Here is a 20999-nt window from a genome sequence, read left to right as displayed (position 1 = left end):
CCGAGGCACGTGGACGACGGCGTCGGGCGGCCGGCCCCGGTCAGCGCTTGCGGCGCCGGCCCCTGCCGCTCCGAGCAGGCGCGGGCGCCGTTCCCGCGGCCGCGGTGGCCGCCTCTGAAGGCCTCGCCTCCGGGACCGCCGCGCCCGCCGAACCCGGCCCGGGCCGGTCGGCCGAGACCACGAGGGCCGCGAGCGCCGTCGTCACCGGGACCGAGGCGACCAGGCCGATCGAGCCCACCAGCGTGCGCACGATCTCCTCGGCGACCAGCTCACTGTTGGCGACCGTGCCGACGCTGCTCTGCGCGATCGAGAAGAGCAGCAGCAGCGGCAGCGCGGCACCGGCGTAGGCGAGGACGAGGGTGTTGACCACGGACGCGATGTGGTCACGGCCGATGCGGATGCCGGCCCGGTACAGCCCGCGCCATCCCATCGAGGGGTTGGCCTCGTGCAGTTCCCAGACCGCGGAGGTCTGGGTGACCGTCACGTCGTCCAGAACGCCGAGCGAACCGATGATGATGCCGGCGAGCAGCAGACCGCTCATGTCGATCGACGGGTACAGGCCGTGGATCAACCCGGTGTTGTCGTCCGTGTTGCCCGTCAGCGCCGCCCAGTCGACGAACCAGGACCCGAGCACGCCGATCAGCAGCAGGGAGATGAGCGTGCCGAGCACGGCCACGGAGGTGCGGGCCGACAGACCGTGGCACAGGTAGAGGGCGATCAGCATGATGGCGCTCGACCCGACCACCGCGACGGCCAGGGGGTTCGACCCCTGAAGGATGGCGGGCAGGACGAAGAAGTTGAGCACCAGGAAGCTGATGGCCAACGCGACCAGCGCCATGACGCCCCGCAGTCGCCCGACCACCACGACGGCGACCGCGAAGATCCCGGCCAGCAGTCCCATCGGCAGCATGCGGTTGACGTCGGTTACCGAGTACTGCAGGTCCTTCGGCGCGGAGGGTTCGTAGGCGACCACGACCTTCTGACCCTGTTCCAGCTGCCGTGTCTGGTCCGGTTGGACGATCTCCGTGAAGGTACGGCCCTTGTCCTTGCCGGTGTCCACCCGGATCGTGGCCCGTTTGCAGGTTCCCTTCGCCTGTTGTTGCGCGGAGGAGCCCTCGGCCGTGGAGGTGTCTCCGGTCGGGGCCTCGCCCGAGGCGTTCACCGAGGAACAGCTCACGCTCTCGATCCTGGTGACCGTCGCCTGGTGGGTCTGCCGGTCGAAGCCCACCCCGGTGCGCTCGTGCGGCGGGGCGCCGCCGGGCCACAGCACGACCAGCCCGGCGAGCACGGCCACCGCGAACGGGATCAGGACGGCGGCGATGACCTTGCGCAGATGCCGGGAGACGGGGGCAGCCGGCCCGTGGCTGTGACTGTGCGAATGCCCATGCCCACCGCCCGGCCCGTGGCCGCCCGCGCCGTGATCACCCGGACCGCGACCGCCCGCGCCATGATCACCCGGCCCGTGGCCGCCGGGACCGTGATCCCCCGGCCCGTGGCCGCCAGGGCCGTGACGGTGGTCGTCCTGACGGTGACGGTCCGGTCCGCGGTCGTCGTCCGTCCCCGGCCCGCGGCCGCCCGGCGGGTGCGACTCGCCGAAGTCGGGGCCCCCTCTGCCGTGTCCGTACCCCTGATCCCGCCCGTTGCCGAAGTCGCGGTCGTCGCCAGGACCAGGGCCGTTGCCGGGCCCGGTGCCGTTACGGCCGCCCGGCCGGCGAGACGGCTCCGGTGGCGGATACGGAGGCTGGTGCGTCGTGGTCACCGACCGATCATCGCAAGAACCACTGGGGCCCACTGTTCACCGCGCCACACATGCCGCTAGCGTGGAGGCACCTTTTGTACACGCGGGAGCTCGGAGCACCGGGCTGAGAGGGCGCTGACCTCCGTCTTCGCGATGTTTCACGTGGAACGTCACCACCACGAGTGATGTGTCACACGAAACGTCGGCAGACGGCAATCGCTGCGTCGACCGCTGAACCTGTTACCGGGTAATGCCGGCGTAGGGAGTAGGTCTCATGACCAACAAGGACGCACGCACGCCTGCCTCCACGCAGATCTCCTCCGAGGTCTCCGTCGACGGGGAGGCCGGGAAGTCCATCGGCTGGCACAAGGCGTATGTCGAGGGCAGCCGCCCCGACCTGCGGGTACCGGTCCGTCAAGTGCACCTCACCAACGGCGATTCGGTCACGCTGTACGACACCTCCGGTCCGTACACCGATCCGCTCGTCGACACCGACGTCCGCCGCGGGCTGCCCCCGCTGCGGGAGAACTGGATCATCGCCCGAGGCGACACCGAGGAGTACGCGGGCCGCCCCGTCCGTCTCGAGGACGACGGCGTGAAGCACACCTCGCCGCGCGGTGGCCTGCGCAACCTCGACGCGGTCTTCCCCGGGCGACCGCGGCTTCCGCGTCGCGCCCGGGCCGGCGAGGCGGCCACCCAACTCGCCTACGCCCGGCGGGGGGAGATCACGCCCGAGATGGAGTATGTGGCCATCCGGGAGAACGTGGCGCCGGAGATCGTCCGCGAGGAGATCGCAGCGGGCCGCGCGGTGCTGCCCGCCAATGTCAACCACCCGGAGATCGAGCCGATGATCATCGGCAAGAGGTTCCTGGTGAAGGTCAACGCCAACATCGGCAACTCGGCGGTGACGTCCTCCATCGAGGAAGAGGTCGAGAAGATGACCTGGGCGACCCGGTGGGGCGCCGACACGGTCATGGACCTGTCCACCGGCCGGAACATCCACACCACGCGCGAGTGGGTGCTGCGCAACTCCCCCGTTCCGATCGGCACGGTGCCGCTCTACCAGGCGCTGGAGAAGGTCGACGGCAAGGCCGAGGAACTGACCTGGGAGATCTACAAGGACACGGTCATCGAGCAGGCCGAGCAGGGCGTGGACTACATGACCGTCCACGCGGGCGTCCGTCTCCCGTACGTCCCCCTGACGGCGAACCGCAAGACCGGGATCGTCTCCCGCGGTGGATCGATCATGGCCGCGTGGTGTCTGGCGCACCACAAGGAATCGTTTCTCTACGAGAACTTCGAGGAACTCTGCGAGATCCTCGCGGCCTACGACGTCACGTACTCGCTGGGCGACGGTCTGCGTCCCGGCTCGATCGCGGACGCCAACGATGCAGCGCAGTTCGCGGAGTTGAGGACGCTCGGGGAACTCAACCGGATCGCGAAGCGTTTCCATGTACAGACGATGATCGAGGGCCCGGGCCATGTCCCGATGCACAAGATCAAGGAGAACATCGACCTTCAGCAGGAGATCTGTGATGAAGCTCCGTTCTATACGCTCGGCCCGCTGACGACGGACGTCGCCCCGGCGTACGACCACATCACCTCAGGCATCGGCGCCGCCATGATCGCCTGGTGGGGCACGGCCATGCTCTGCTACGTCACGCCCAAGGAGCACCTGGGCCTGCCCAACCGGGACGACGTCAAGACCGGCGTCATCACGTACAAGATCGCCGCCCATGCGGCCGACCTCGCCAAGGGGCACCCCGGAGCCCAGGAATGGGACGACGCCTTGTCCGACGCCCGTTTCGAGTTCCGCTGGGAGGACCAGTTCAACCTGGCCCTCGACCCGGACACCGCCCGTGAGTTCCACGACGAGACGCTGCCGGCGGAGCCGGCCAAGACGGCTCACTTCTGCTCGATGTGCGGGCCGAAGTTCTGCTCGATGAAGATCAGCCAGAGCATCACCGAGCGGTTCGGCGGCGCGTCGGCGGAGGGAGCGACACCGGAGGAGATAACGGAGGGGATGCTCCAGAAATCGAAGGAGTTCGCGGCGAGCGGCAACCGGGTGTACCTCCCCATGGCGGACTGAGGCAGCACAGGCCGACGCGGGGCGGCTCGCGCCCCGCCAGGCGGCTTGCGCTCCCGTCGGGGCGCAAGCCGGAGGCCTATTCCGGCTGGTGCTCCGGTCCTCCGAAGTCCGGGCTGGTGTAGTCCGGGCTGGAGTAGCTCGGGCGCGGGCCGGCCGCGGGGCCGTCGTCGGGACTGGTGAAGCCCGGGCGGTCGTAACCGATCTTCGGCAGGCGACCGCCGGGGGCCGGCGGGGCCGCTGTGGGACGCACGGCGTCGGTCGCGCCGGGATCGGCGAGAGCCTCGCGCAGGAACGGCACGATGCCCCGTGCCAGCAGGGCTTCCCGCCAGGCCTCCTTGGCGCGGTCCACCTCCTCGCTGCGCTCGCCGTACGGGCCCGCCTCCAGGGAGGGCCGGTTGCGCAGGGCGGTGAGCAGGAGCCCGACGGTGGCGACCAGAATCGCGGCCGCGGCGACGGCGCCGAACGCCCACCCCACGTTGACCATGGCCTCGGCGGCCGTCGCGCCGGGGTCGAGCATCCTGAGCACGTATCCGACGAGCAGGAAGATCGCCGCGGCGGTTCCGGCGAGCACCGGGGTGAGGACGGCCGCGATGGCGACGGCACCCGCCCCGGCGGCCTCCGCCACCTGGGCCGCCTCGCCCACGGTGGCGAGACCCAGCCCGCCCATGCCCGGCTCGCCCGCGCCGGCGTCCTGGCCGGAGGCGGAGGGGGCGGACGAGGAGGGATGGCGCAGTTCCTCGCGGACCTTCACATAGTGCTGGTACTCGGTCGCCGCGGCCGCCGTGATGAGGACGGTGGCGTTGAGCGCCATGGTGCGCAGTTGCTCGGCGTTGAGCCGTTGTCCGACGGCGGTCAGTTCCGGGTGGTGTGGTGCGGAGCGCAGCGCCTCATCGAGGATCCGCTCGTACTCCTGGCGGTCCTCGCTGTGCAGGTGCTGCGGAACGCTGTTCATGTGCATCCCCCGATGCTCCGTAGGGCTTGGGGCTCGCATGCCAACGAGCCGTCGGGCAGAAACGGAGGGGAGCCTGCTACGGATGAACCGATGGTAGAGCGGCGACGGCCCGGGGTAACAGGGGGTTCGCGGAAATTGGCCCCTGGCCTGCGGTGTCGTCGGCGGGTCCGGCGCGGGGTGCGCCGGGTCCCGTGAACGGTCAGACGTCGAGCGGCAGTTGCTGGACCAGCAGCTTCCCGGCCATCGTCACTCCGCCGTCCATGGCGATGGCCAGTCCGTCGGCGTAGACGTGCGGTCCCTCGACCGCGGGTGCCGGATCGTCGCCTTCCTCGGAGCCGACCTCGCCCAGCAGGTACGGGATGGGGCTGTGGCCGTGGACGACGCGGTGTCCGCCGTAGGTGTCGAGCAGGGAGCGGGCGGCGTCGGCTCCGCCCTCGTCGCGGAAGGCGAAGCGCTTGGTGAACTTGCGGAACAGGTCCCACACCTCGTCCGCGTCGTTGCGGGTGATCGTCTCGCGGATGGTGTCGTTGACCGCTTCGATCGAGTCGCCGTAGTCGAGGTAGGCCGTGGTGTCCGAGTGCACGAGCAGGTGGCCGTCGACTTCCTCGACGGCGTCGAGGCGGGCCATCCACTGGAGGTGATGGTCCTGGAGGCGGTCCATGTCCGCCTTCTGGCCGCCGTTCAGCAGCCAGGCGGCCTGGAAGGTGGCGGTGCCCGCGCCGGAGTTGACGGGGGTGTCGCCGAACCGCTTGGCGCCGAGCAGCAGCAGCTCGTGGTTGCCCATGAGGGCCTTGCAGTAGCCGCCTGCCGCGGCCGCCTCCGCGGACAGCCTCATCACGAGGTCGATGACGCCGATGCCGTCGGGTCCGCGGTCGGTGAAGTCGCCGAGGAACCACAGCCGGGCGGTGCCCGCGCACCACTGGCCGGCCGCGTCGATCAGCCCCTTGTCCTGGAGCGCGGCCAGCAGTTCGTCGAGGTAGCCGTGCACGTCGCCGACGACGAACAGCGGGCCCTGCCGGGCGGCCTGCGGCGGCGCCGGGGCGGCGGCGGGGTCGACGGTCACCTGGAGGGTGTCGCCCCGGTTGATGACCGGCAGGTCGCGCTGGGTGGGCGTGTAGCCGTCGGGGTACTCCGTCGCGTCCTCGAGCGGCGGCGCGGCGTTTCCGGGATGCGTGCTCTCGGCGTACGGGCCGGTCTCGTGCACGTAAGCGGGCACCCGGAAGTCGCGCAACGTCGCCGTACGCTCCACCTCGGGTCCCTGACCGGCCCCCTGAGTCATCAGACCCCTCCACCATCGCGCCGCATCTGCACCGCTTCGGACTGTCTGGTCGTAACGGCCCGCGGTGCCGTGCGCCCATCATAGGAATGCGGATCCTGTCGTGTGATGACCCAGGGGTGGTGAATCGGAGAGAGGTTCCGTTTCCGCGCGGCTTTCGCCCCGGTTGAGGTGGGATCGGCGGCCCCGCGCTCACCCCGCGAACACCGTGATCTCACCCTCGCCGCGCACGCCTCGACGAAAACGGGGGCCGCGTGGCACTAGGTCTTCTCGGGCGCCCGGGGCGGACTCACCGTCGTCCGCGGCGGACGACGCTGGGACGAGGTGCGCACGATCAGCTCGGTCGGTATCACCTGCTCGACCGGGTGGTCGGATTCCACGCCCTCGATCGCGTCGATGAGGAGCTGGACGACCGCCGTCCCGATGCGGCGCGGTTTCAGGGAGAGCGTGGTGATCGGCGGATCGGTGCCGGCGTAGACGGTGGACTCGCTGCAGCACACCAGCAGCAGGTCCTCGGGGACGCGCAGCCCGTAGCGGCGGGCGGCGGCCAGCAGATCGGTGCCGTTGGGGTCGAACAGGCCGTAGACGGCGTCGGGGCGGTCGGGGCGGGCCAGCAGCCGGTCGGCGGCGACGGCGCCCGCGCACGGGTCGTGGGCGGGGTAGGCCTCGTAGACCGGGTCCTGGCCGACACGTTCGCACCAGCGCAGGTACGCGCTGGTCGACAGGTGGGTGTACGTGTCGGTGGAGGTGCCTGTGAGCAGGCCGATGCGGCGGGCGCCGGCGTCGGCGAGATGGTCGAGGAGGTCGAGGACGGCGGCCTCGTGGTCGTTGTCCACCCAGGCGGTGACCGGGAGCGTGCCGGCCGGGCGGCCGTCGGAGACGACGGGTAACCCCTGCCTGACGAGTTCGCTGACCACCGGGTCCTGGTCGGAGGGGTCGATGACCACCGTGCCGTCCAGGGCCACGTTCGACCACACGTCGTGGCGCGAGGTCGCGGGCAGGATGACGAGCGCGTAGCCGCGGGCGAGAGCGGCCGAGGTGGCGGCGCGCGCCATCTCGGCGAAGTACGCGAACTCGGTGAAGGTGAAAGGTTCATCCCCGTACGTGGTCACGGTCAGGCCGATGAGGCCGGACCTGCCCGTGCGGAGGGTTCGGGCCGCGGCCGATGGGCGGTAGCCCAGCCGGTCGGCGACTTCACGGACATGGCGTCGGGTGGCGTCGGGGAGCCTGCCCTTGCCGTTGAGGGCGTCGGAGACGGTCGTGATGGAGACGCCGGCGGCGGCGGCCACGTCCCTGATGCCCGCCCGGCCCGGCCGGCTGCCTCGGCGTGAGGTTTCCGCGCGGCTCACCTGGTGCTTCCCTGCTGCTGTCATGGCGAGCCGATAGTAGGGCTCATCGGGTGGGGTAGGGCGGACGCATATGCGCTCGTTGACAGGCACGTTTCTGCACGGTCGCCAGGGGGCAATTGCCTTGGAAAAGAAGGTAGTTGAGAGGCCATGCGCCGGTACGTGTGGTGCGCGTGCGGATGAGCCTGTCGAGGCACCGATGTCTCGAAGAGGTCTCAACTCACCTGCACGAGGGATGCGCGCCACGGCGCGAACCACCGGCGCGTAGATATATGTGAAGCGCGCCCCCGACTCGTACACCTTCGCACACAAATGCGACTGCCGAGGGGTGTATCGGTGGGGGATCGCGCTCACCGGCCGGCGGAGGCGGTCCGGCCATCAGGGCTTCCGCACCTGTCGCAAGCGGGCTCAATCCTCATAAGGTGAGCAGTATTGAAGCCGGTGGTGGTCACGAGGAGGACTGCGGTGAGCGAGACGAGCCCCAAGCTGCGCGCCGAGCTGGAGGGTATCCCCACCTACAAGCCGGGCAAGCCGGCCGCGCCCGGCGGTCCCGTGGCCTACAAACTGTCCTCCAACGAGAATCCCTATCCGCCGCTGCCCGGTGTGCTGGAGAGCGTCTCGGCCGCCGTCGCGTCGTTCAACCGCTACCCGGACATGGCCTGCACGGGGCTGGTGAACGAGATCGCCGAGCGCTTCGGCGTGCCCGCCTCGCATGTCGCCACCGGTACCGGATCGGTGGGCGTCGCCCAGCAGCTGGTGCAGTCGACCGCCGGCCCCGGCGACGAGGTCATCTACGCCTGGCGTTCCTTCGAGGCGTACCCGATCATCACGCGGATCAGCGGCGCGACCGCCGTGCAGGTGCCGCTCACGCCGGGCGATGTGCACGACCTGGACGCCATGGCGGACGCGATCACCGAGCGGACCCGTCTGATCTTCGTCTGCAACCCCAACAACCCCACCGGAACCGTCGTGAAGCGGGCCGAGCTGGAACGGTTCCTCGACAGGGTGCCGGCTGACGTGCTGGTCGTTTTGGACGAGGCCTACCGCGAGTTCATCCGTGACCCCGAGGTGCCGGACGGCTGTGAGCTGTACCGCGAGCGGCCGAACGTGTGCGTCCTGCGGACGTTCTCCAAGGCCTACGGGCTCGCCGGTCTGCGGGTGGGTTTCGCGATCGCCCATGAGCCGGTGGCGGCGGCGCTGCGCAAGACGGCGGTGCCGTTCGGAGTGAGCCAGCTCGCCCAGGAAGCGGCGATCGCGTCGCTGCGGGCTGAGGACGAGCTGTTCGGGAGGGTCGGCTCGCTGGTGTGCGAGCGCACCCGGGTGGTCGAGGGTCTGCGGGCGCAGGGCTGGACGGTGCCCGAGACGCAGGCGAACTTCGTGTGGCTGCGGCTGGGCGAGCGCACCGGCGACTTCGCGGCGGCGTGCGAGCAGGCCGGCGTCGTGATCCGGCCGTTCCAGGGTGAGGGCGTGCGGGTGACGATCGGGGAGACCGAGGCGAACGACATCTTCCTCAAGGCCGCGGAGGGCTTCCGCAAGGAGATGTAGGCACGGCCGCGAGTCGGCCGACCGTCGGGGCGTCTTGGTTTCACGTGGAACCGAGGCGCCCTTCCGCATGCCCCGGAGGCGCGCGTCCCGCCCCCCGCCCCGGACCCCGGCCCTCCCGTCCCGGACCCCGGCCCTCCCGCCAGAGAGCCCTTCGTTGCTGGTCACGGGCATGAAGCGGGGTTTGGGTACCCCCGCTGTCCGAGTGTCGAACGGGCATGCGTCATAATTGCTTGTGAATGTGAACGCTTTCACAAGCGTGGAGTTAGGAGCGGTGACGTGGACCTGGCGTTGGCGCCGGAGACCCTGGCGCGCTGGCAGTTCGGCATCACGACCGTCTACCACTTTCTGTTCGTGCCCCTGACGATCTCGCTGGCCGCACTCACGGCCGGCCTGCAGACCGCCTGGGTACGCACGGAGAAGGAGAAATACCTCAAGGCGACGAAGTTCTGGGGCAAGCTCTTCCTGATCAACATCGCGATGGGTGTCGTCACCGGCATCGTGCAGGAGTTCCAGTTCGGCATGAACTGGTCCGACTACTCACGGTTCGTCGGCGACGTCTTCGGCGCCCCGCTCGCCTTCGAGGCGCTCATCGCCTTCTTCTTCGAGTCGACCTTCATCGGCCTGTGGATCTTCGGCTGGGACAAGCTGCCCAAGAGGATCCACCTGGCCTGCATCTGGATGGTCTCCATCGGCACCGTCCTGTCGGCCTACTTCATCCTGGCGGCCAACTCCTGGATGCAGCACCCGGTCGGCTACCGGATCAACGGCGCGAAGGGCCGGGCCGAGCTCACCGACTTCTGGCTCGTGCTGACGCAGAACACCGCACTCGCCCAGGCCTTCCACACCCTCTCGGCGGCCTTCCTCACCGGCGGCGCGTTCATGGTGGGCATCTCCGCCTTCCATCTGCTGCGCAAGAAGCACATCCGGGAGATGAAGACCTCGCTGCGGCTCGGCCTGGTCACCGTGGCCGTCGGCGGCCTGCTCACCGCGGTCAGCGGCGATGTGCTCGGCAAGATCATGTTCGAGCAGCAGCCGATGAAGATGGCAGCGGCCGAGGCCCTGTGGGACGGCGAGGCGCCCGCCCCGTTCTCCGTCTTCGCCTACGGCGACGTCGACAAGGGCCACAACAAGGTCGCCGTCGAGATCCCCGGTCTGCTGTCCTTCCTCGCCAACGACGACTTCAGCTCGTACGTGCCGGGCATCAACGACGTCAACAAGGCCGAGCAGGAGAAGTTCGGCCCCGGCGACTACCGGCCCAACATCCCCGTCGCCTACTGGGGCTTCCGCTGGATGATCGGTTTCGGCATGACGTCCTTCGCCATCGGTGCGGCCGGACTGTGGCTGACCCGCAAGAAGTTCATGTTGCCGCAGCACCTGCGGGTCGGCGACGACGAGGTGCCGCACGTGGTGCTCTTCCGGGACAAGGCGCTCAGCCCCAAGCTCACCAAGCTGTACTGGCTCGCGGCGATCTGGACCCTGGGCTTCCCTCTGATCGCCAACTCGTGGGGCTGGATCTTCACCGAGATGGGCCGCCAGCCCTGGGTCGTCTACGGCGTCCTGCGCACCCGGGACGCGGTCTCCCCCGGTGTGTCCCAGGGCGAGGTCCTCACCTCGATGATCGTCTTCACCGCCCTGTACGCGATCCTCGCCGTCGTCGAGGTCAAGCTGCTGGTGAAGTACGTGAAGGCCGGCCCGCCCGAGCTCACCGAGGCCGACCTCAACCCGCCCACGAAGATCGGCGGCGACTCCCCTGACGCCGACAAGCCGATGGCCTTCTCGTACTAGGCCGAGGGAGCTGCACAGTCATGGAACTGCACGACGTCTGGTTCGTCCTGATCGCCGTCCTGTGGATCGGCTATTTCTTCCTGGAGGGCTTCGACTTCGGGGTCGGCGTCCTCACCAAGCTGCTCGCTCGCGACCGGCCCGAGAAGCGGGTGCTCATCAACACCATCGGGCCGGTCTGGGACGGCAACGAGGTGTGGCTGCTCTCGGCGGGCGGCGCGACCTTCGCCGCCTTCCCGGAGTGGTACGCCACGCTCTTCTCCGGGTTCTATCTGCCGTTGCTGCTCATCCTGGTCTGTCTGATCGTCCGGGGCGTCGCCTTCGAGTACCGGGCCAAGCGGCCCGAGGAGAACTGGCAGCGCAACTGGGAGAACGCGATCTTCTGGACCTCGCTGCTGCCCGCGTTCCTGTGGGGGGTGGCCTTCGGCAACATCGTCCACGGCGTGAAGCTCGACCGTGACTTCGAGTACGTCGGCAACCTGTGGGACCTGCTCAACCCGTACGCGCTGCTCGGCGGTCTGGTGACCCTGACCCTGTTCACCTTCCACGGCGCGGTGTTCACGGCGCTCAAGACCGTCGGCGAGATCCGCGAACGGGCACGGAAACTGGCCCTCAAGGTCGGTCTGGCGACCGCCGTCCTCGCGCTGCTCTTCCTGCTGTGGACGCAGATCGACAGCGGTGACGCCAAGAGCCTGGTGGCGATGGTCGTGGCGGTGGCCGCTCTGGTCGCGGCGCTCGTGGCGAACCAGGCGGGTCGCGAAGGCTGGTCGTTCGCGCTGTCCGGCCTCACCATTGTGGCCGCCGTGGCCATGCTGTTCCTGACGCTCTTCCCGAACGTCATGCCGTCCACCCTCAACGAGGAATGGAGCCTCACGGTGACCAACGCCTCGTCGAGCCCGTACACCCTGAAGATCATGACCTGGTGCGCGGTCATCGCCACACCGATCGTGATGCTCTACCAGGGGTGGACGTACTGGGTGTTCCGCAAGCGGATCGGTACGCAGCACATCGCCGAGTCGGTGCACTGAGTCCGAGCCGGGGCGTGTTCCACGTGGAACACGCCCCTTGAGAAGAGGGTGTGTTTCACGTGAAACCGATCGACCCGCGACTGCTCCACTACGCCCGCGCCACTCGCCTCTTCCTCGTGGCGGTCGTCGCACTGGGCGTCGTCGGAGCGGCGCTGGTCATCGCCCAGGCGATGCTCATCGCCGAGATCGTGGTCGGCGCGTTCCAGCACGGGTTGCCGATCACCGAACTTCGCACTCCTCTCATGTCGTTGGCGGCCGTGGCGGTCGGCCGGGCACTGGTTGCCTGGCTCACCGAACTCTCGGCGCACCGCGCGAGCGCCGCCGTGAAGTCGGAGCTGCGGGGACGTCTGCTGGAGCGGGCGACCCTGCTCGGCCCCGGCTGGCTCAGCGGACAGCGCACCGGCTCACTCGTCGCCCTCGCCACGCGAGGGGTGGACGCCCTAGACGACTACTTCGCCCGCTATCTCCCGCAGTTGGGCCTCGCGGTCGTCGTGCCGGTGGCGGTGCTGGCGCGGATCGTCACCGAGGACTGGGTGTCCGCCGCGATCATCGTGGCCACGTTGCCGCTGATCCCGGTGTTCATGGTGCTGATCGGCTGGGCGACACAGTCGCGGATGGACCGTCAGTGGCGGCTGCTGTCCCGGCTGTCCGGGCACTTCCTCGACGTCGTCGCGGGACTTCCCACGCTGAAGGTGTTCGGTCGGGCCAAGGCCCAGGCCGAGTCGATCCGGCGCATCACCGGCGAGTACCGGCGAGCGACTCTGCGGACGTTGCGGATCGCCTTCATCTCGTCGTTCGCCCTGGAGCTGTTGTCGACCCTGTCGGTGGCCCTGGTCGCCGTGACCATCGGTATGCGGCTCGTCCACGGCGAGATGGACCTGTACATCGGGCTGGTCATCCTGGTGCTGGCACCGGAGGCGTATCTGCCGTTGCGGCAGGTGGGAGCGCAGTACCACGCGGCCGCCGAGGGACTCGCGGCTGCCGAGGAGATCTTCGAGGTGCTGCAGGCCCCGGTTCCGGCGTCGGGCACGAGCGCGGCGCCGGCGGGCGGCATCGCCTTCGACGCCGTGACCGTCCGCTATCCCGGACGGTCCGCCGCCGCGGTGTCCGATGTGTCCTTCACCGCCGGGCCGGGCGAGACGGTCGCCCTCGTCGGCGCCAGCGGCGCGGGCAAGTCGACCCTGCTGTACGCGCTGCTGGGCTTCGTCCGGCCCGCGGAAGGCCGGATCCGGGTCGGGGGAACCGACCTCGCGGACATCGACCTGGAGCAGTGGCGGTCCCGGGTCGCCTGGGTGCCGCAGCACCCGCACCTGTACGCCGGGACGATCGCCGAGAACGTGCGGCTGGCGCGCCCCGACGCCGACGACGCGGCCGTGCGCCGTGCGCTGGCCGACGCGGGGGCCCTTCAGTTCGTGGACGCGCTGCCCGAGGGGGAGCGGACGGTGCTCGGTGAGGCGGGCTCCGGACTCTCCGCCGGGCAGCGCCAGCGGCTCGCGCTGGCCCGGGCGTTCCTCGCCGACCGGCCCGTCCTGCTGCTCGACGAGCCGACGGCCGCGCTCGACGGGGAGACCGAGGCGGAGGTCGTGGCGGCCGTGCGGCGGCTGGCGGCCGGGCGGACGGTGCTGCTCGTCGTGCACCGGCCGGCGCTGCTGGCGGTGGCGGACCGCGTGGTGCGCCTGGACACCGTGGAGCCGGCCACGGGACCGGTACGGGTCGCGGCGGTCCGCCGGGTGGACGACCTGCCCGGAGGCCACGAGGCGGATGTGCCGCCTGCAGGGACGTACGAGCCCGAAAGCCGGCTCCCCTCCGGGGGTGCGGTCCTCGCCCGGGTCCGGGACATGGCGGGCGCCCGGCGCGGCCGGCTGGCCCTCGCACTGCTGCTCGGCAGCCTCGCCCTCGGCAGCGCGGTCGGACTCATGGCCACCTCCGGGTGGCTCATCTCCCGGGCCTCGCAGCAGCCGCCGGTGCTGTACCTGATGGTCGCGGTCACGGCGACGCGGGCCTTCGGCATCGGGCGGGCGGTGTTCCGGTACGCGGAGCGGCTCGTCTCGCACGACGCCGTGCTCCGGATGCTCGCCGACACCCGGGTCGCGGTGTACCGGCGGCTGGAGCGGCTGGCGCCCGCTGGGCTGCGCGCCACGCGCCGGGGGGACCTGCTGTCCCGAATCGTCGCCGATGTGGACGCGCTGCAGGACTACTGGCTGCGCTGGCTGCTGCCTGCGGGCGCGGCCGTCGTCGTCTCGGCCGGGTCCGTGGCCTTCACGGCGTGGCTGCTGCCCGAGGCCGGTGCGGTCCTCGCGGCGGGTCTGCTCGCTGCCGGAGTGGCCGTCCCGCTGGTCACCGCGGCTGTGGCGCGCCGGGCCGAGCGCCGGCTCGCCCCGGCCCGCGGCGAACTCGCCACCCGCGCGGCCGACCTCCTCACCGGCACCGCCGAACTGGCCGTCGCCGGCGCCCTGCCGGCCCGGACCGCCGAGGTCCGCGCGGCGGACTCGGTGCTCACGCGGATCGCCTCACATGCCGCCACCGCCACGGCCCTCGGAGCAGGACTGACCGCGTTGGTGTCCGGGCTGACCGTCGCCGCCTCCGCGCTCGTGGGCGCGCAGGCCGTCGGCGCGGGGCGGCTGAGCGGCGTGACCATGGCCGTCGTCGTCCTCACCCCGCTGGCCGCGTTCGAGGCCGTCCTCGGGCTGCCCACGGCCGTCCAGTACCGTCAGCGATCGCTCAGGAGCGCGGAGCGGGTGTTCGAGGTGCTGGACACCCCCGAGCCGGTGCGGGAACCGGAGCGGCCCCGGCAGGCGCCCGCGTCGCCGTTCCCGCTCGTCCTCCAGGGACTGAGCGCCCGGCACACCGGGCAGGGCCGGGACGCTCTCGCCGGGGTCGACCTGACCCTGGACCAGGGACGCCGGATCGCCGTCGTGGGCGCCTCCGGTTCTGGCAAGACGACGCTCGCCCAGGTGCTCCTGCGGTTCCTCGCCGCGGACACGGGCGGGTACACGCTCGGCGGGGTCGACGCTCGAGCCCTGGACGGCGACGACGTGCGGCGGCTCGTCGGGCTGTGCGCGCAGGACGCGCATCTCTTCGACAGCTCGGTCCGCGAGAACCTGTTGCTGGCGAGGAAGGACGCGACCGAGGACCGGCTGCGGGACGCGCTGGGGCGGGCCCGGCTGCTGGAGTGGACCGACAGCCTGCCCGACGGCCTCGACACGCTCGTCGGCGAGCACGGGGCCAAGCTCTCCGGCGGGCAACGGCAGCGGCTCGCCCTCGCGCGCGCCCTCCTCGCCGACTTCCCGGTGCTGGTGCTGGACGAGCCCGCGGAACACCTCGACCTGGCCACCGCCGACGCCCTCACCGCGGACCTGCTGGCCGCCACCGAGGGGCGGACGACGCTGCTCATCACGCACCGGCTGGCCGGACTGGACGCCGTGGACGAAGTGATCGTCCTGGACGAGGGGCGCGTCGTGCAGCGAGGCGCGTACGCGGAGCTGGCCTCCGAAGAGGGGCCGCTGCGCACGATGATCGAGCGGGAGACGGCGGCGCGGACGCCGGCGGGGGCGCGGTAGCGCGCTCACCACGCGGCTGGGCCGTTCGTGCTGTCCGGTCCCCCGGGCGTACGACGTGAACAGGACCCGGGCGGACCCGCCGGGCCACGATCGCTGACATGCGCTCATCTCGCCGCCGCCCGCTGCTCGTCCCGGTTCTGCTGTGTGTGCCCGCGCTGCTGGCGGCAGCGCCGATATCCGCCGGCGAGGAGTCCGGCGGCGAGGGCGCCGGTGCGGAGGTGGGGCCGGCGTGCCGGTGGCGCGTCTGTACGAGGACGCGCCCGTGGCCGGCCGGATGTACGAGGCCGGGCGGGTCGAGGCGGAGGCCCAGCGGGCGGAGGTCGAGCGGCTGGAGGCGTTGCTCACGGGTCGGCGTCAGAAGATCGCCGCGCTGCGGGAGGAACTCGGCCGGATCGCGCGCGCCCAGTACCGCACCGGCGGCGAACTGTCCGCCGCGGCGCAGGGCCTCCTGGCCGGCCGTCCCGACGCGGTGTCCCGCCGGCAGCACTCCTTCGCGCGGATGAGCCTGGACGTGGACAAGGCCATCGGGGAGAGCAGGCGGGCGGAGGCGCGGCTCGCGGCGGACGAGGCGAAGGCGGCCGACGGCTGGCAGGCGATGGAGCAGCGCACGCTCGAACTCGCCTCCCTCAAGGCGGACATCGAGCAGAAGCTGGAACAGGCGCGCGGGCAGTTGCAGGGGGGAGGCCGACGCCTCGGTCGCCGCCGGTGCGTGCCGCGGCGCCGTGCGGCTGGACCAGGAACCGGCGTCCTGCTCCGGCGCATGGGTCACGTCCGTCGAGGGGTACACCCTGTCGGCGGGCTTCGGCAGCGCAGATGGGCACTGGGCGAACCGGCACACGGGCAGGGCTTCGCGGTGCCCATCGGGACGCCGGTGCGGGCGGTGGGCGCGGGCAGGGTGGCGCGGGTGTCCTGCGGGGGCGCGTTCGGCATCGAGATCGTGCTGGAGCACGACGACGGCTACTGCACCCAGTACGCCCATCTCGCGGCCGTCGCGGTGGACCAGGGTGAGAGCGTGGGCCCCGGACAGTTGATCGGCCAGTCCGGCACCGGCGGCAACTCCACAGGGCCGCATCTGCACTTCGAGGCACGGGTCACCCCGGAGGCGGACTCCGCGGTGGACCCGGTGCCCTGGCTGGCGGCACGCGGGGCTCCTGTCGGCCAGTGACGGCCGAGGCGCCTACCGGTCGCGGCCCTCTGCGCGGAGTCGCTCCGCGAGCAGCTCTTCGATGATCACGGCGACGCCGTCGTCGTTGTTGGCGACGGTCTGCCCGGAGGCCGCCGCGACCACGTCCGGGTGCGCGTTGCCCATCGCGTACGACCGGCCCGCCCAGGTGAGCATCTCGACGTCGTTGGGCATGTCCCCGAAGGCGACGACCTCCTCGTGGGAGATGCCGCGTTCCGCGCAGCACAGGGCGAGCGTGCTGGCCTTGGAGACGTCGGGGCCGCTGATCTCCAGCAGGGCGCTGGGGCTGGAGCGGGTGACGTTGGCGCGGTCGCCGATGGCCAGCCGGGCCACGGTGAGGAACGCGTCCGGGTCGAGCGTGGGGTGGAACGCGAGGATCTTCAGCACGGGTTCGTCGGCGCCCGGCGCGTCCGGCGCGAGCAGCCGCTCGGCGGGAGCCAGGGCGTCGGGAACCTCCATGTGCATCTTGGGGTACTCCGGCTCCTGGTAGAAGCCGTACGTCTGCTCGACCGCGTACATGGTTCCCGGCGCCGCCTCGCGCAACAGCCGTACGGCGTCCAGAGCGTTCTCCCGGGCCAGCTCGCGCACCTTCACGAACCGGTGGGCGCCCGGGCCGCCGTGCAGGTCGACCACGGCGGCGCCGTTGCCGCAGATCGCCAGGCCGTGCCCGTGGACGTGGTCGCTGACGACGTCCATCCAGCGGGCCGGGCGGCCGGTGACGAAGAAGACCTCGATGCCGGCCTCCTCGGCGGCGGCGAGGGCCGCGACCGTCCGTGGCGAGACCGACTTGTCGTCGCGCAGGAGAGTGCCGTCCAGGTCGGTGGCGATCAGCCGGGGCGGGGTGGCGGCGGCCGGGGTCTCGGGCTGTCGAGTCGCTGAGGTCACCGCGCCATTCTCGCGCATATGCCTGCGCGGTCGTGCGACGGTCCGCACGGGTGAGGCCGGCGCAGGGGCCGCCGAGGTCAGCGCAGCTGCGCCGGCGCCTCCATGGCGATCTGCTCGAAGACCTTCTGGTCCGCGGCGAAGTCGGAGTCCGGGATGGGCCAGTGCAGAACGAGTTCCGTGAAGCCGAGCTCCTTGTAGCGCCCCGCGAAGTCGACGAACGCGTCCAGGGACTCCAGCGGGCGGGCGCGGTCGGGAGTGAAGCCGGTGAGCAGGATCTTGTCGAGCGAGTGCACATCGCGCCCGAGAGCCACACAGGCGTCCGTCAGCTTCTCGATCTGGCCGTGGACCGCCTGGACGGACTGTTCGGACGTGCCGTTCTCGAACAGCCGGGGGTCGCCGGTGGTCACCCAGGCCTGTCCGTGCCGGGCCGCCAGCTTCAGCCCGCGCGGCCCAGTCGCGGCGACGGCGAACGGCAGTCGGGGCCGCTGGACGCAGCCGGGGATGTTGCGGGCCTCGTGCGCCGAGTAGAAGTCGCCTTCGAAGGAGACGGAGTCCTCGGTGAGCAGCCGGTCGAGAAGGGGCACGAACTCGGCGAAGCGGTCTGCCCGCTCGCGCGGCGTCCATGGTTCCTGGCCGAGGGCGGTGGCGTCGAAGCCGGTGCCACCCGCTCCGATGCCGAGGGTGACACGGCCGTCGGAGAAGTCGTCGAGGGAGATCAGTTCCTTGGCGAGGGTCACCGGGTGCCGGAAGTTCGGGGAGGTGACCAGCGTGCCGAGGCGGATCCGGTCGGTGACGGACGCGGCGGCGGTCAGCGTCGGGATCGCGCCGAACCAGGGGCCGTCGCGGAAGGCGCGCCAGGACAGGTGGTCGTAGGTGTACGCGGTGTGGAAGCCGAGTTGCTCGGCGCGCATCCACGCCGAACGGCTGCCTTCCCGCCAGCGGCGGTACGGCAGGATCACAGTGCTCAGACGCAGACTCATGGCATTGAGCCTATGCGGACGCACTGTTTCACGTGAAACAGTCACCCTGTGTGTGTCTCGCCACAGGTCACGGTGTCAGTGGGCCTCGGGGAACCGCAGATACCGCGGCGGGACGGCCTTCGCCAGCCACACCCCGTTCGCGCTGACGTGGAAGACATGGCCGTCGCGGTGCATGGCCCCTGAGTCCACGGAGAGGACCACCGGGCGGCCGCGGCGGGCCCCGACCCGGGTCGCCGTCTCCCGGTCGGCCGAGAGGTGCACGTCGTGCCGGTTCATGGGCAGCAGTCCCTCGGCGCGGATCGCGTCCAGGGAGCGGGCGACGGTGCCGTGGTACAGGTACGGCGGTGGGGTCGCCGGAGGCAGGCCGAGATCGACCTCGATGCTGTGCCCCTGGCTGGCACGGATGCGGGCGCCCTCGATCGCGAAGCGCTTCTTGTCGTTGGCGGCGACCACATGGTCCAGCTCGTCCCGGGTGAACCGGAACCCGTGGGCGCCGGCCGCCGCGATCAGCGCCTCGATCTCGACCCAGCCCCCTTCGTCGAGGGTAAGGCCGATCCGCTCCGGCTGGTGCCGCAGGTGTTTCGAGAGGTACTTCGACACCTTCACGGTGCGTCTTTCGTCCATTCGTCCAGCATGACGCGTGAGACGTGGATCACGCATTTCGTTTTGCGCCCGGATGTTTGGTCCACAGCCAACTCCGCTTATCCACAGAAGTATTGGCGATCCTGTGGACAACTCGACTCCAGATACGACCTGTTGGGCAAGCACACGTGTGAGCTCATCACTTGGGCTCATGTGCGCCAACGTTTCTACGGAAGCGGCTCGATACGCGCCAGCGTCCTCAACACACCAGGAGCGAAACGGGACAGCGCACGCGCTGCCTTGGCCTCCGGTGTCACCGCGACCACCGCCTCGTTGCGGACGACCGCTCTCAAGATCGCTTGCGCTGCCTTCTCCGGAGGGTAGTTGCGCAGACGGTAGGCCCGGGCGGCCCTCTTCCGGCGGCGCTTCTCCTCCTCCGGGCCGACCCCGACGAACGTGGCCGTCGTCGTGATGCCGGTGTTCACCACGCCGGGGCAGATCGCCGTGACTCCGATGTCCCGCCCGGCCAGTTCGGCCCGCAGGCACTCGCTGAGCATGAGGACCGCCGCCTTGGACGTGCCGTAGGCGGGCAGGGACCTCACCGGCTGAAAGGCCGCGGCGGAGGCGATGTTGACGATATGGCCGCCCTGTCCACGCTGCGCCATCTGCCGCCCGAAGAGACGACAGCCGTGGATGACGCCCCACAGATTGACGTCCAGCACCCTGTGCCAGTCGTCGGACGTCGTGTCGAAGAAGGAGCCCGACAGGCCGATGCCCGCGTTGTTCACCAGCACGTCCACCACGCCCAGTTCACCGTGGACCCTCGCCGCGAGCTTCTCCATCGCCGGCTCGTCGGAGACGTCCACCGTCTCCGCCCACGCCTGTGTCGCGCCGGCCGACAAGGCCGCCTCCGCGGTGCGGGCGGCACTCTCCGCGTCCCGGTCCACAGCGATCACCCGCGCCCCGGCCCCGGCGAACGCGAGTGCCGTGGCCCGCCCGATGCCGCTGCCCGCTCCGGTGACCAACACGAGCTGTCCGCCGAAGCGTTGGGCGTAGGCGGACGGGGTCCGGCGCCGGGACTCTTCGGCCGGGACGGCCCTGCCACCCGCTGTCGACTCCACCGACATGACGAAGTCGGCGATCCAGGTCGACACCTGGTCGGGCCGCGTCCGCGGGAGCCAGTGCTTCGCCGGCAGCGTCCGTCGTGTCAACCGCGGTGCCCACCGCTCCAGTCCGTCGTAAAGGCGCTCTGAGAGATACACGTCGCCCGAGGGCGTGATGAGCTGCACGGGCACGGTCGTGCGGGCGTCGGTGCGCGGCCGACTCAGCCGTTCGCGCACGTTGTCCCGGTACAGCCAGGCGCCGTTGGCCGCGTCGGAAGGAAGCGAGGGCGTCGGGTAATCACCGTCCGGAACCCGCTCCAGCCGTCGCAGGACGCCAGGCCACCGCCTGCCGAGCGGCCCCCGCCACGCCAGTTCGGGCAGTGCGGGGGTGTGCAGCAGACCGACGTACCAGGATCTCGCTCCCTGGCCGAGGAGTTGGCCCACCCGGCGCGGACTCGGTCTGGAGAGACGCTCGTTGATCCAGTGGCCGAAGTGGTCCAGGGACGGGCCGGACATCGACGTGAAGGAGGCGATCCGGTCCCTGGCGCGTGCGACGGTGACGAACTCCCACGACTGCACCGAGCCCCAGTCGTGTCCCACCAGGTGCACAGGGCGGTCCGGGCTGACGGCGTCCGCCACGGCCAGGAAGTCGTTCGTCAGCTTCTCCAGGGTGAACCCGCCCCGCAGCGGCTCGGGCGCGGTGGACCGGCCGTGCCCCCGGACGTCGTACAGCACCACATGGAAACGCAAGGCGCCGGCCAGCCGGGCCGCGACCTCGGACCACACCTCCTTGCTGTCCGGGTAGCCGTGCACCAGGACGACCGTCGGCCGTCCGGCGTCTCCCAGCTCGACCACGCACAGCTCGACCCCGCCGGTTCGCACCCTGCGCTCGCGCGCACCCTCGAGCATCGCCGCTCCCCCTCCGCCGCTCCGCGTGTCCGTGAGGTGAC

At 70.9% G+C, this 20999-nt stretch carries 13 protein-coding genes, 1 pseudogene and 1 riboswitch; of the genes and pseudogenes, 6 read left to right on the top strand and 8 right to left on the bottom strand.

From position 1 onward, the window contains the following. Positions 1 to 40: 40 nt before the first annotated feature. Positions 41 to 1759, bottom strand: coding sequence for a YibE/F family protein (locus ACIRS4_RS14915; RefSeq protein ID WP_404194994.1), 1719 nt, complete (start codon positions 1757 to 1759; stop codon positions 41 to 43). Between the two features lie 72 nt (positions 1760 to 1831). Beyond that, positions 1832 to 2020: riboswitch (TPP riboswitch) on the top strand. Between ACIRS4_RS14915 and thiC the strand changes: the two genes are divergently transcribed. Further along, positions 2013 to 3827 (top strand): phosphomethylpyrimidine synthase ThiC, encoded by a 1815-nt coding sequence (gene thiC, locus ACIRS4_RS14910; RefSeq protein ID WP_404194992.1) that lies wholly within the window; start codon positions 2013 to 2015, stop codon positions 3825 to 3827. Its footprint overlaps the riboswitch before it by 8 nt. Positions 3828 to 3903: 76 nt before the next feature. Here thiC and ACIRS4_RS14905 read toward each other — a convergent pair whose 3' ends face one another. The 3 genes from ACIRS4_RS14905 to ACIRS4_RS14895 form a co-directional block, all read right to left on the bottom strand. Continuing rightward, complete coding sequence (locus ACIRS4_RS14905) at positions 3904 to 4785, bottom strand: hypothetical protein (RefSeq protein ID WP_404194990.1); 882 nt, start codon at positions 4783 to 4785, stop codon at positions 3904 to 3906. A gap of 193 nt (positions 4786 to 4978) precedes the next feature. Beyond that, positions 4979 to 6058 (bottom strand): metallophosphoesterase, encoded by a 1080-nt coding sequence (locus ACIRS4_RS14900; RefSeq protein ID WP_404194988.1) that lies wholly within the window; start codon positions 6056 to 6058, stop codon positions 4979 to 4981. A gap of 257 nt (positions 6059 to 6315) precedes the next feature. Beyond that, complete coding sequence (locus ACIRS4_RS14895; RefSeq protein ID WP_404194986.1) at positions 6316 to 7428, bottom strand: LacI family DNA-binding transcriptional regulator; 1113 nt, start codon at positions 7426 to 7428, stop codon at positions 6316 to 6318. Positions 7429 to 7866: 438 nt separating this feature from the next. On the opposite strand from ACIRS4_RS14895, the gene hisC reads away from it, so the two are divergent. The 5 genes and pseudogenes from hisC (at position 7867) to ACIRS4_RS14870 (ending at position 16481) form a co-directional block, all read left to right on the top strand. Continuing rightward, positions 7867 to 8946, top strand: a complete 1080-nt coding sequence (gene hisC / locus ACIRS4_RS14890; RefSeq protein WP_404194983.1) for a histidinol-phosphate transaminase — start codon at positions 7867 to 7869, stop codon at positions 8944 to 8946. Between the two features lie 276 nt (positions 8947 to 9222). Continuing rightward, positions 9223 to 10731, top strand: a complete 1509-nt coding sequence (locus ACIRS4_RS14885; protein ID WP_404194980.1) for a cytochrome ubiquinol oxidase subunit I — start codon at positions 9223 to 9225, stop codon at positions 10729 to 10731. A 20-nt stretch (positions 10732 to 10751) separates the two neighbouring features. Further along, on the top strand, positions 10752 to 11756 hold the full coding sequence (cydB, locus tag ACIRS4_RS14880; protein ID WP_404194978.1) for a cytochrome d ubiquinol oxidase subunit II: 1005 nt from the start codon (positions 10752 to 10754) through the stop codon (positions 11754 to 11756). Positions 11757 to 11815: 59 nt separating this feature from the next. After that, a complete protein-coding gene (cydD, locus tag ACIRS4_RS14875; RefSeq protein ID WP_404194976.1) occupies positions 11816 to 15316 on the top strand; it encodes a thiol reductant ABC exporter subunit CydD in 3501 nt (1166 codons plus the stop codon). Positions 15317 to 15414: 98 nt separating this feature from the next. Then, positions 15415 to 16481: pseudogene (locus ACIRS4_RS14870) on the top strand (peptidoglycan DD-metalloendopeptidase family protein). Positions 16482 to 16493: 12 nt separating this feature from the next. Here ACIRS4_RS14870 and ACIRS4_RS14865 read toward each other — a convergent pair. From ACIRS4_RS14865 to ACIRS4_RS14850, 4 genes are all read right to left on the bottom strand, one after another. After that, on the bottom strand, positions 16494 to 17402 hold the full coding sequence (locus tag ACIRS4_RS14865) for an HAD hydrolase family protein (protein WP_404194974.1): 909 nt from the start codon (positions 17400 to 17402) through the stop codon (positions 16494 to 16496). 59 nt (positions 17403 to 17461) lie between these two features. Beyond that, the gene (locus ACIRS4_RS14860) at positions 17462 to 18364 is read right to left on the bottom strand and encodes an LLM class flavin-dependent oxidoreductase (protein ID WP_404194971.1); all 903 of its coding nucleotides are present in this window, start codon (positions 18362 to 18364) and stop codon (positions 17462 to 17464) included. 75 nt (positions 18365 to 18439) lie between these two features. Beyond that, positions 18440 to 18988: an RNA 2'-phosphotransferase gene (locus ACIRS4_RS14855; protein WP_404194968.1), complete on the bottom strand. Its 549-nt coding sequence runs from the start codon at positions 18986 to 18988 to the stop codon at positions 18440 to 18442. 185 nt (positions 18989 to 19173) lie between these two features. Next, positions 19174 to 20958 (bottom strand): SDR family oxidoreductase, encoded by a 1785-nt coding sequence (locus ACIRS4_RS14850; RefSeq protein WP_404194966.1) that lies wholly within the window; start codon positions 20956 to 20958, stop codon positions 19174 to 19176. Between the last annotated feature and the right edge of the window lie 41 nt (positions 20959 to 20999).

It is taken from the genome of Streptomyces sp. NPDC101166, assembly GCF_044768125.1.
GTDB lineage: Bacteria > Actinomycetota > Actinomycetes > Streptomycetales > Streptomycetaceae > Streptomyces.
The sequence above is the reverse complement of the archived record's forward strand: the minus strand, read 5'-3'. Positions and strand labels throughout refer to the sequence as shown.

Excerpts from the sequence above, each read along its gene's own strand:
- thiC (WP_404194992.1), top strand. The coding sequence starts at position 2,013 with ATGACCAACAAGGACGCACGCACGCCTGCCTCCACGCAGATCTCCTCC.
- ACIRS4_RS14865 (WP_404194974.1), bottom strand. The coding sequence starts at position 17,402 with ATGCGCGAGAATGGCGCGGTGACCTCAGCGACTCGACAGCCCGAGACC.
- ACIRS4_RS14855 (WP_404194968.1), bottom strand. The coding sequence starts at position 18,988 with ATGGACGAAAGACGCACCGTGAAGGTGTCGAAGTACCTCTCGAAACAC.
- ACIRS4_RS14860 (WP_404194971.1), bottom strand. The coding sequence starts at position 18,364 with ATGAGTCTGCGTCTGAGCACTGTGATCCTGCCGTACCGCCGCTGGCGG.
- ACIRS4_RS14905 (WP_404194990.1), bottom strand. The coding sequence starts at position 4,785 with ATGCACATGAACAGCGTTCCGCAGCACCTGCACAGCGAGGACCGCCAG.
- ACIRS4_RS14900 (WP_404194988.1), bottom strand. The coding sequence starts at position 6,058 with ATGACTCAGGGGGCCGGTCAGGGACCCGAGGTGGAGCGTACGGCGACG.
- ACIRS4_RS14895 (WP_404194986.1), bottom strand. The coding sequence starts at position 7,428 with ATGACAGCAGCAGGGAAGCACCAGGTGAGCCGCGCGGAAACCTCACGC.
- cydB (WP_404194978.1), top strand. The coding sequence starts at position 10,752 with ATGGAACTGCACGACGTCTGGTTCGTCCTGATCGCCGTCCTGTGGATC.
- ACIRS4_RS14850 (WP_404194966.1), bottom strand. The coding sequence starts at position 20,958 with ATGCTCGAGGGTGCGCGCGAGCGCAGGGTGCGAACCGGCGGGGTCGAG.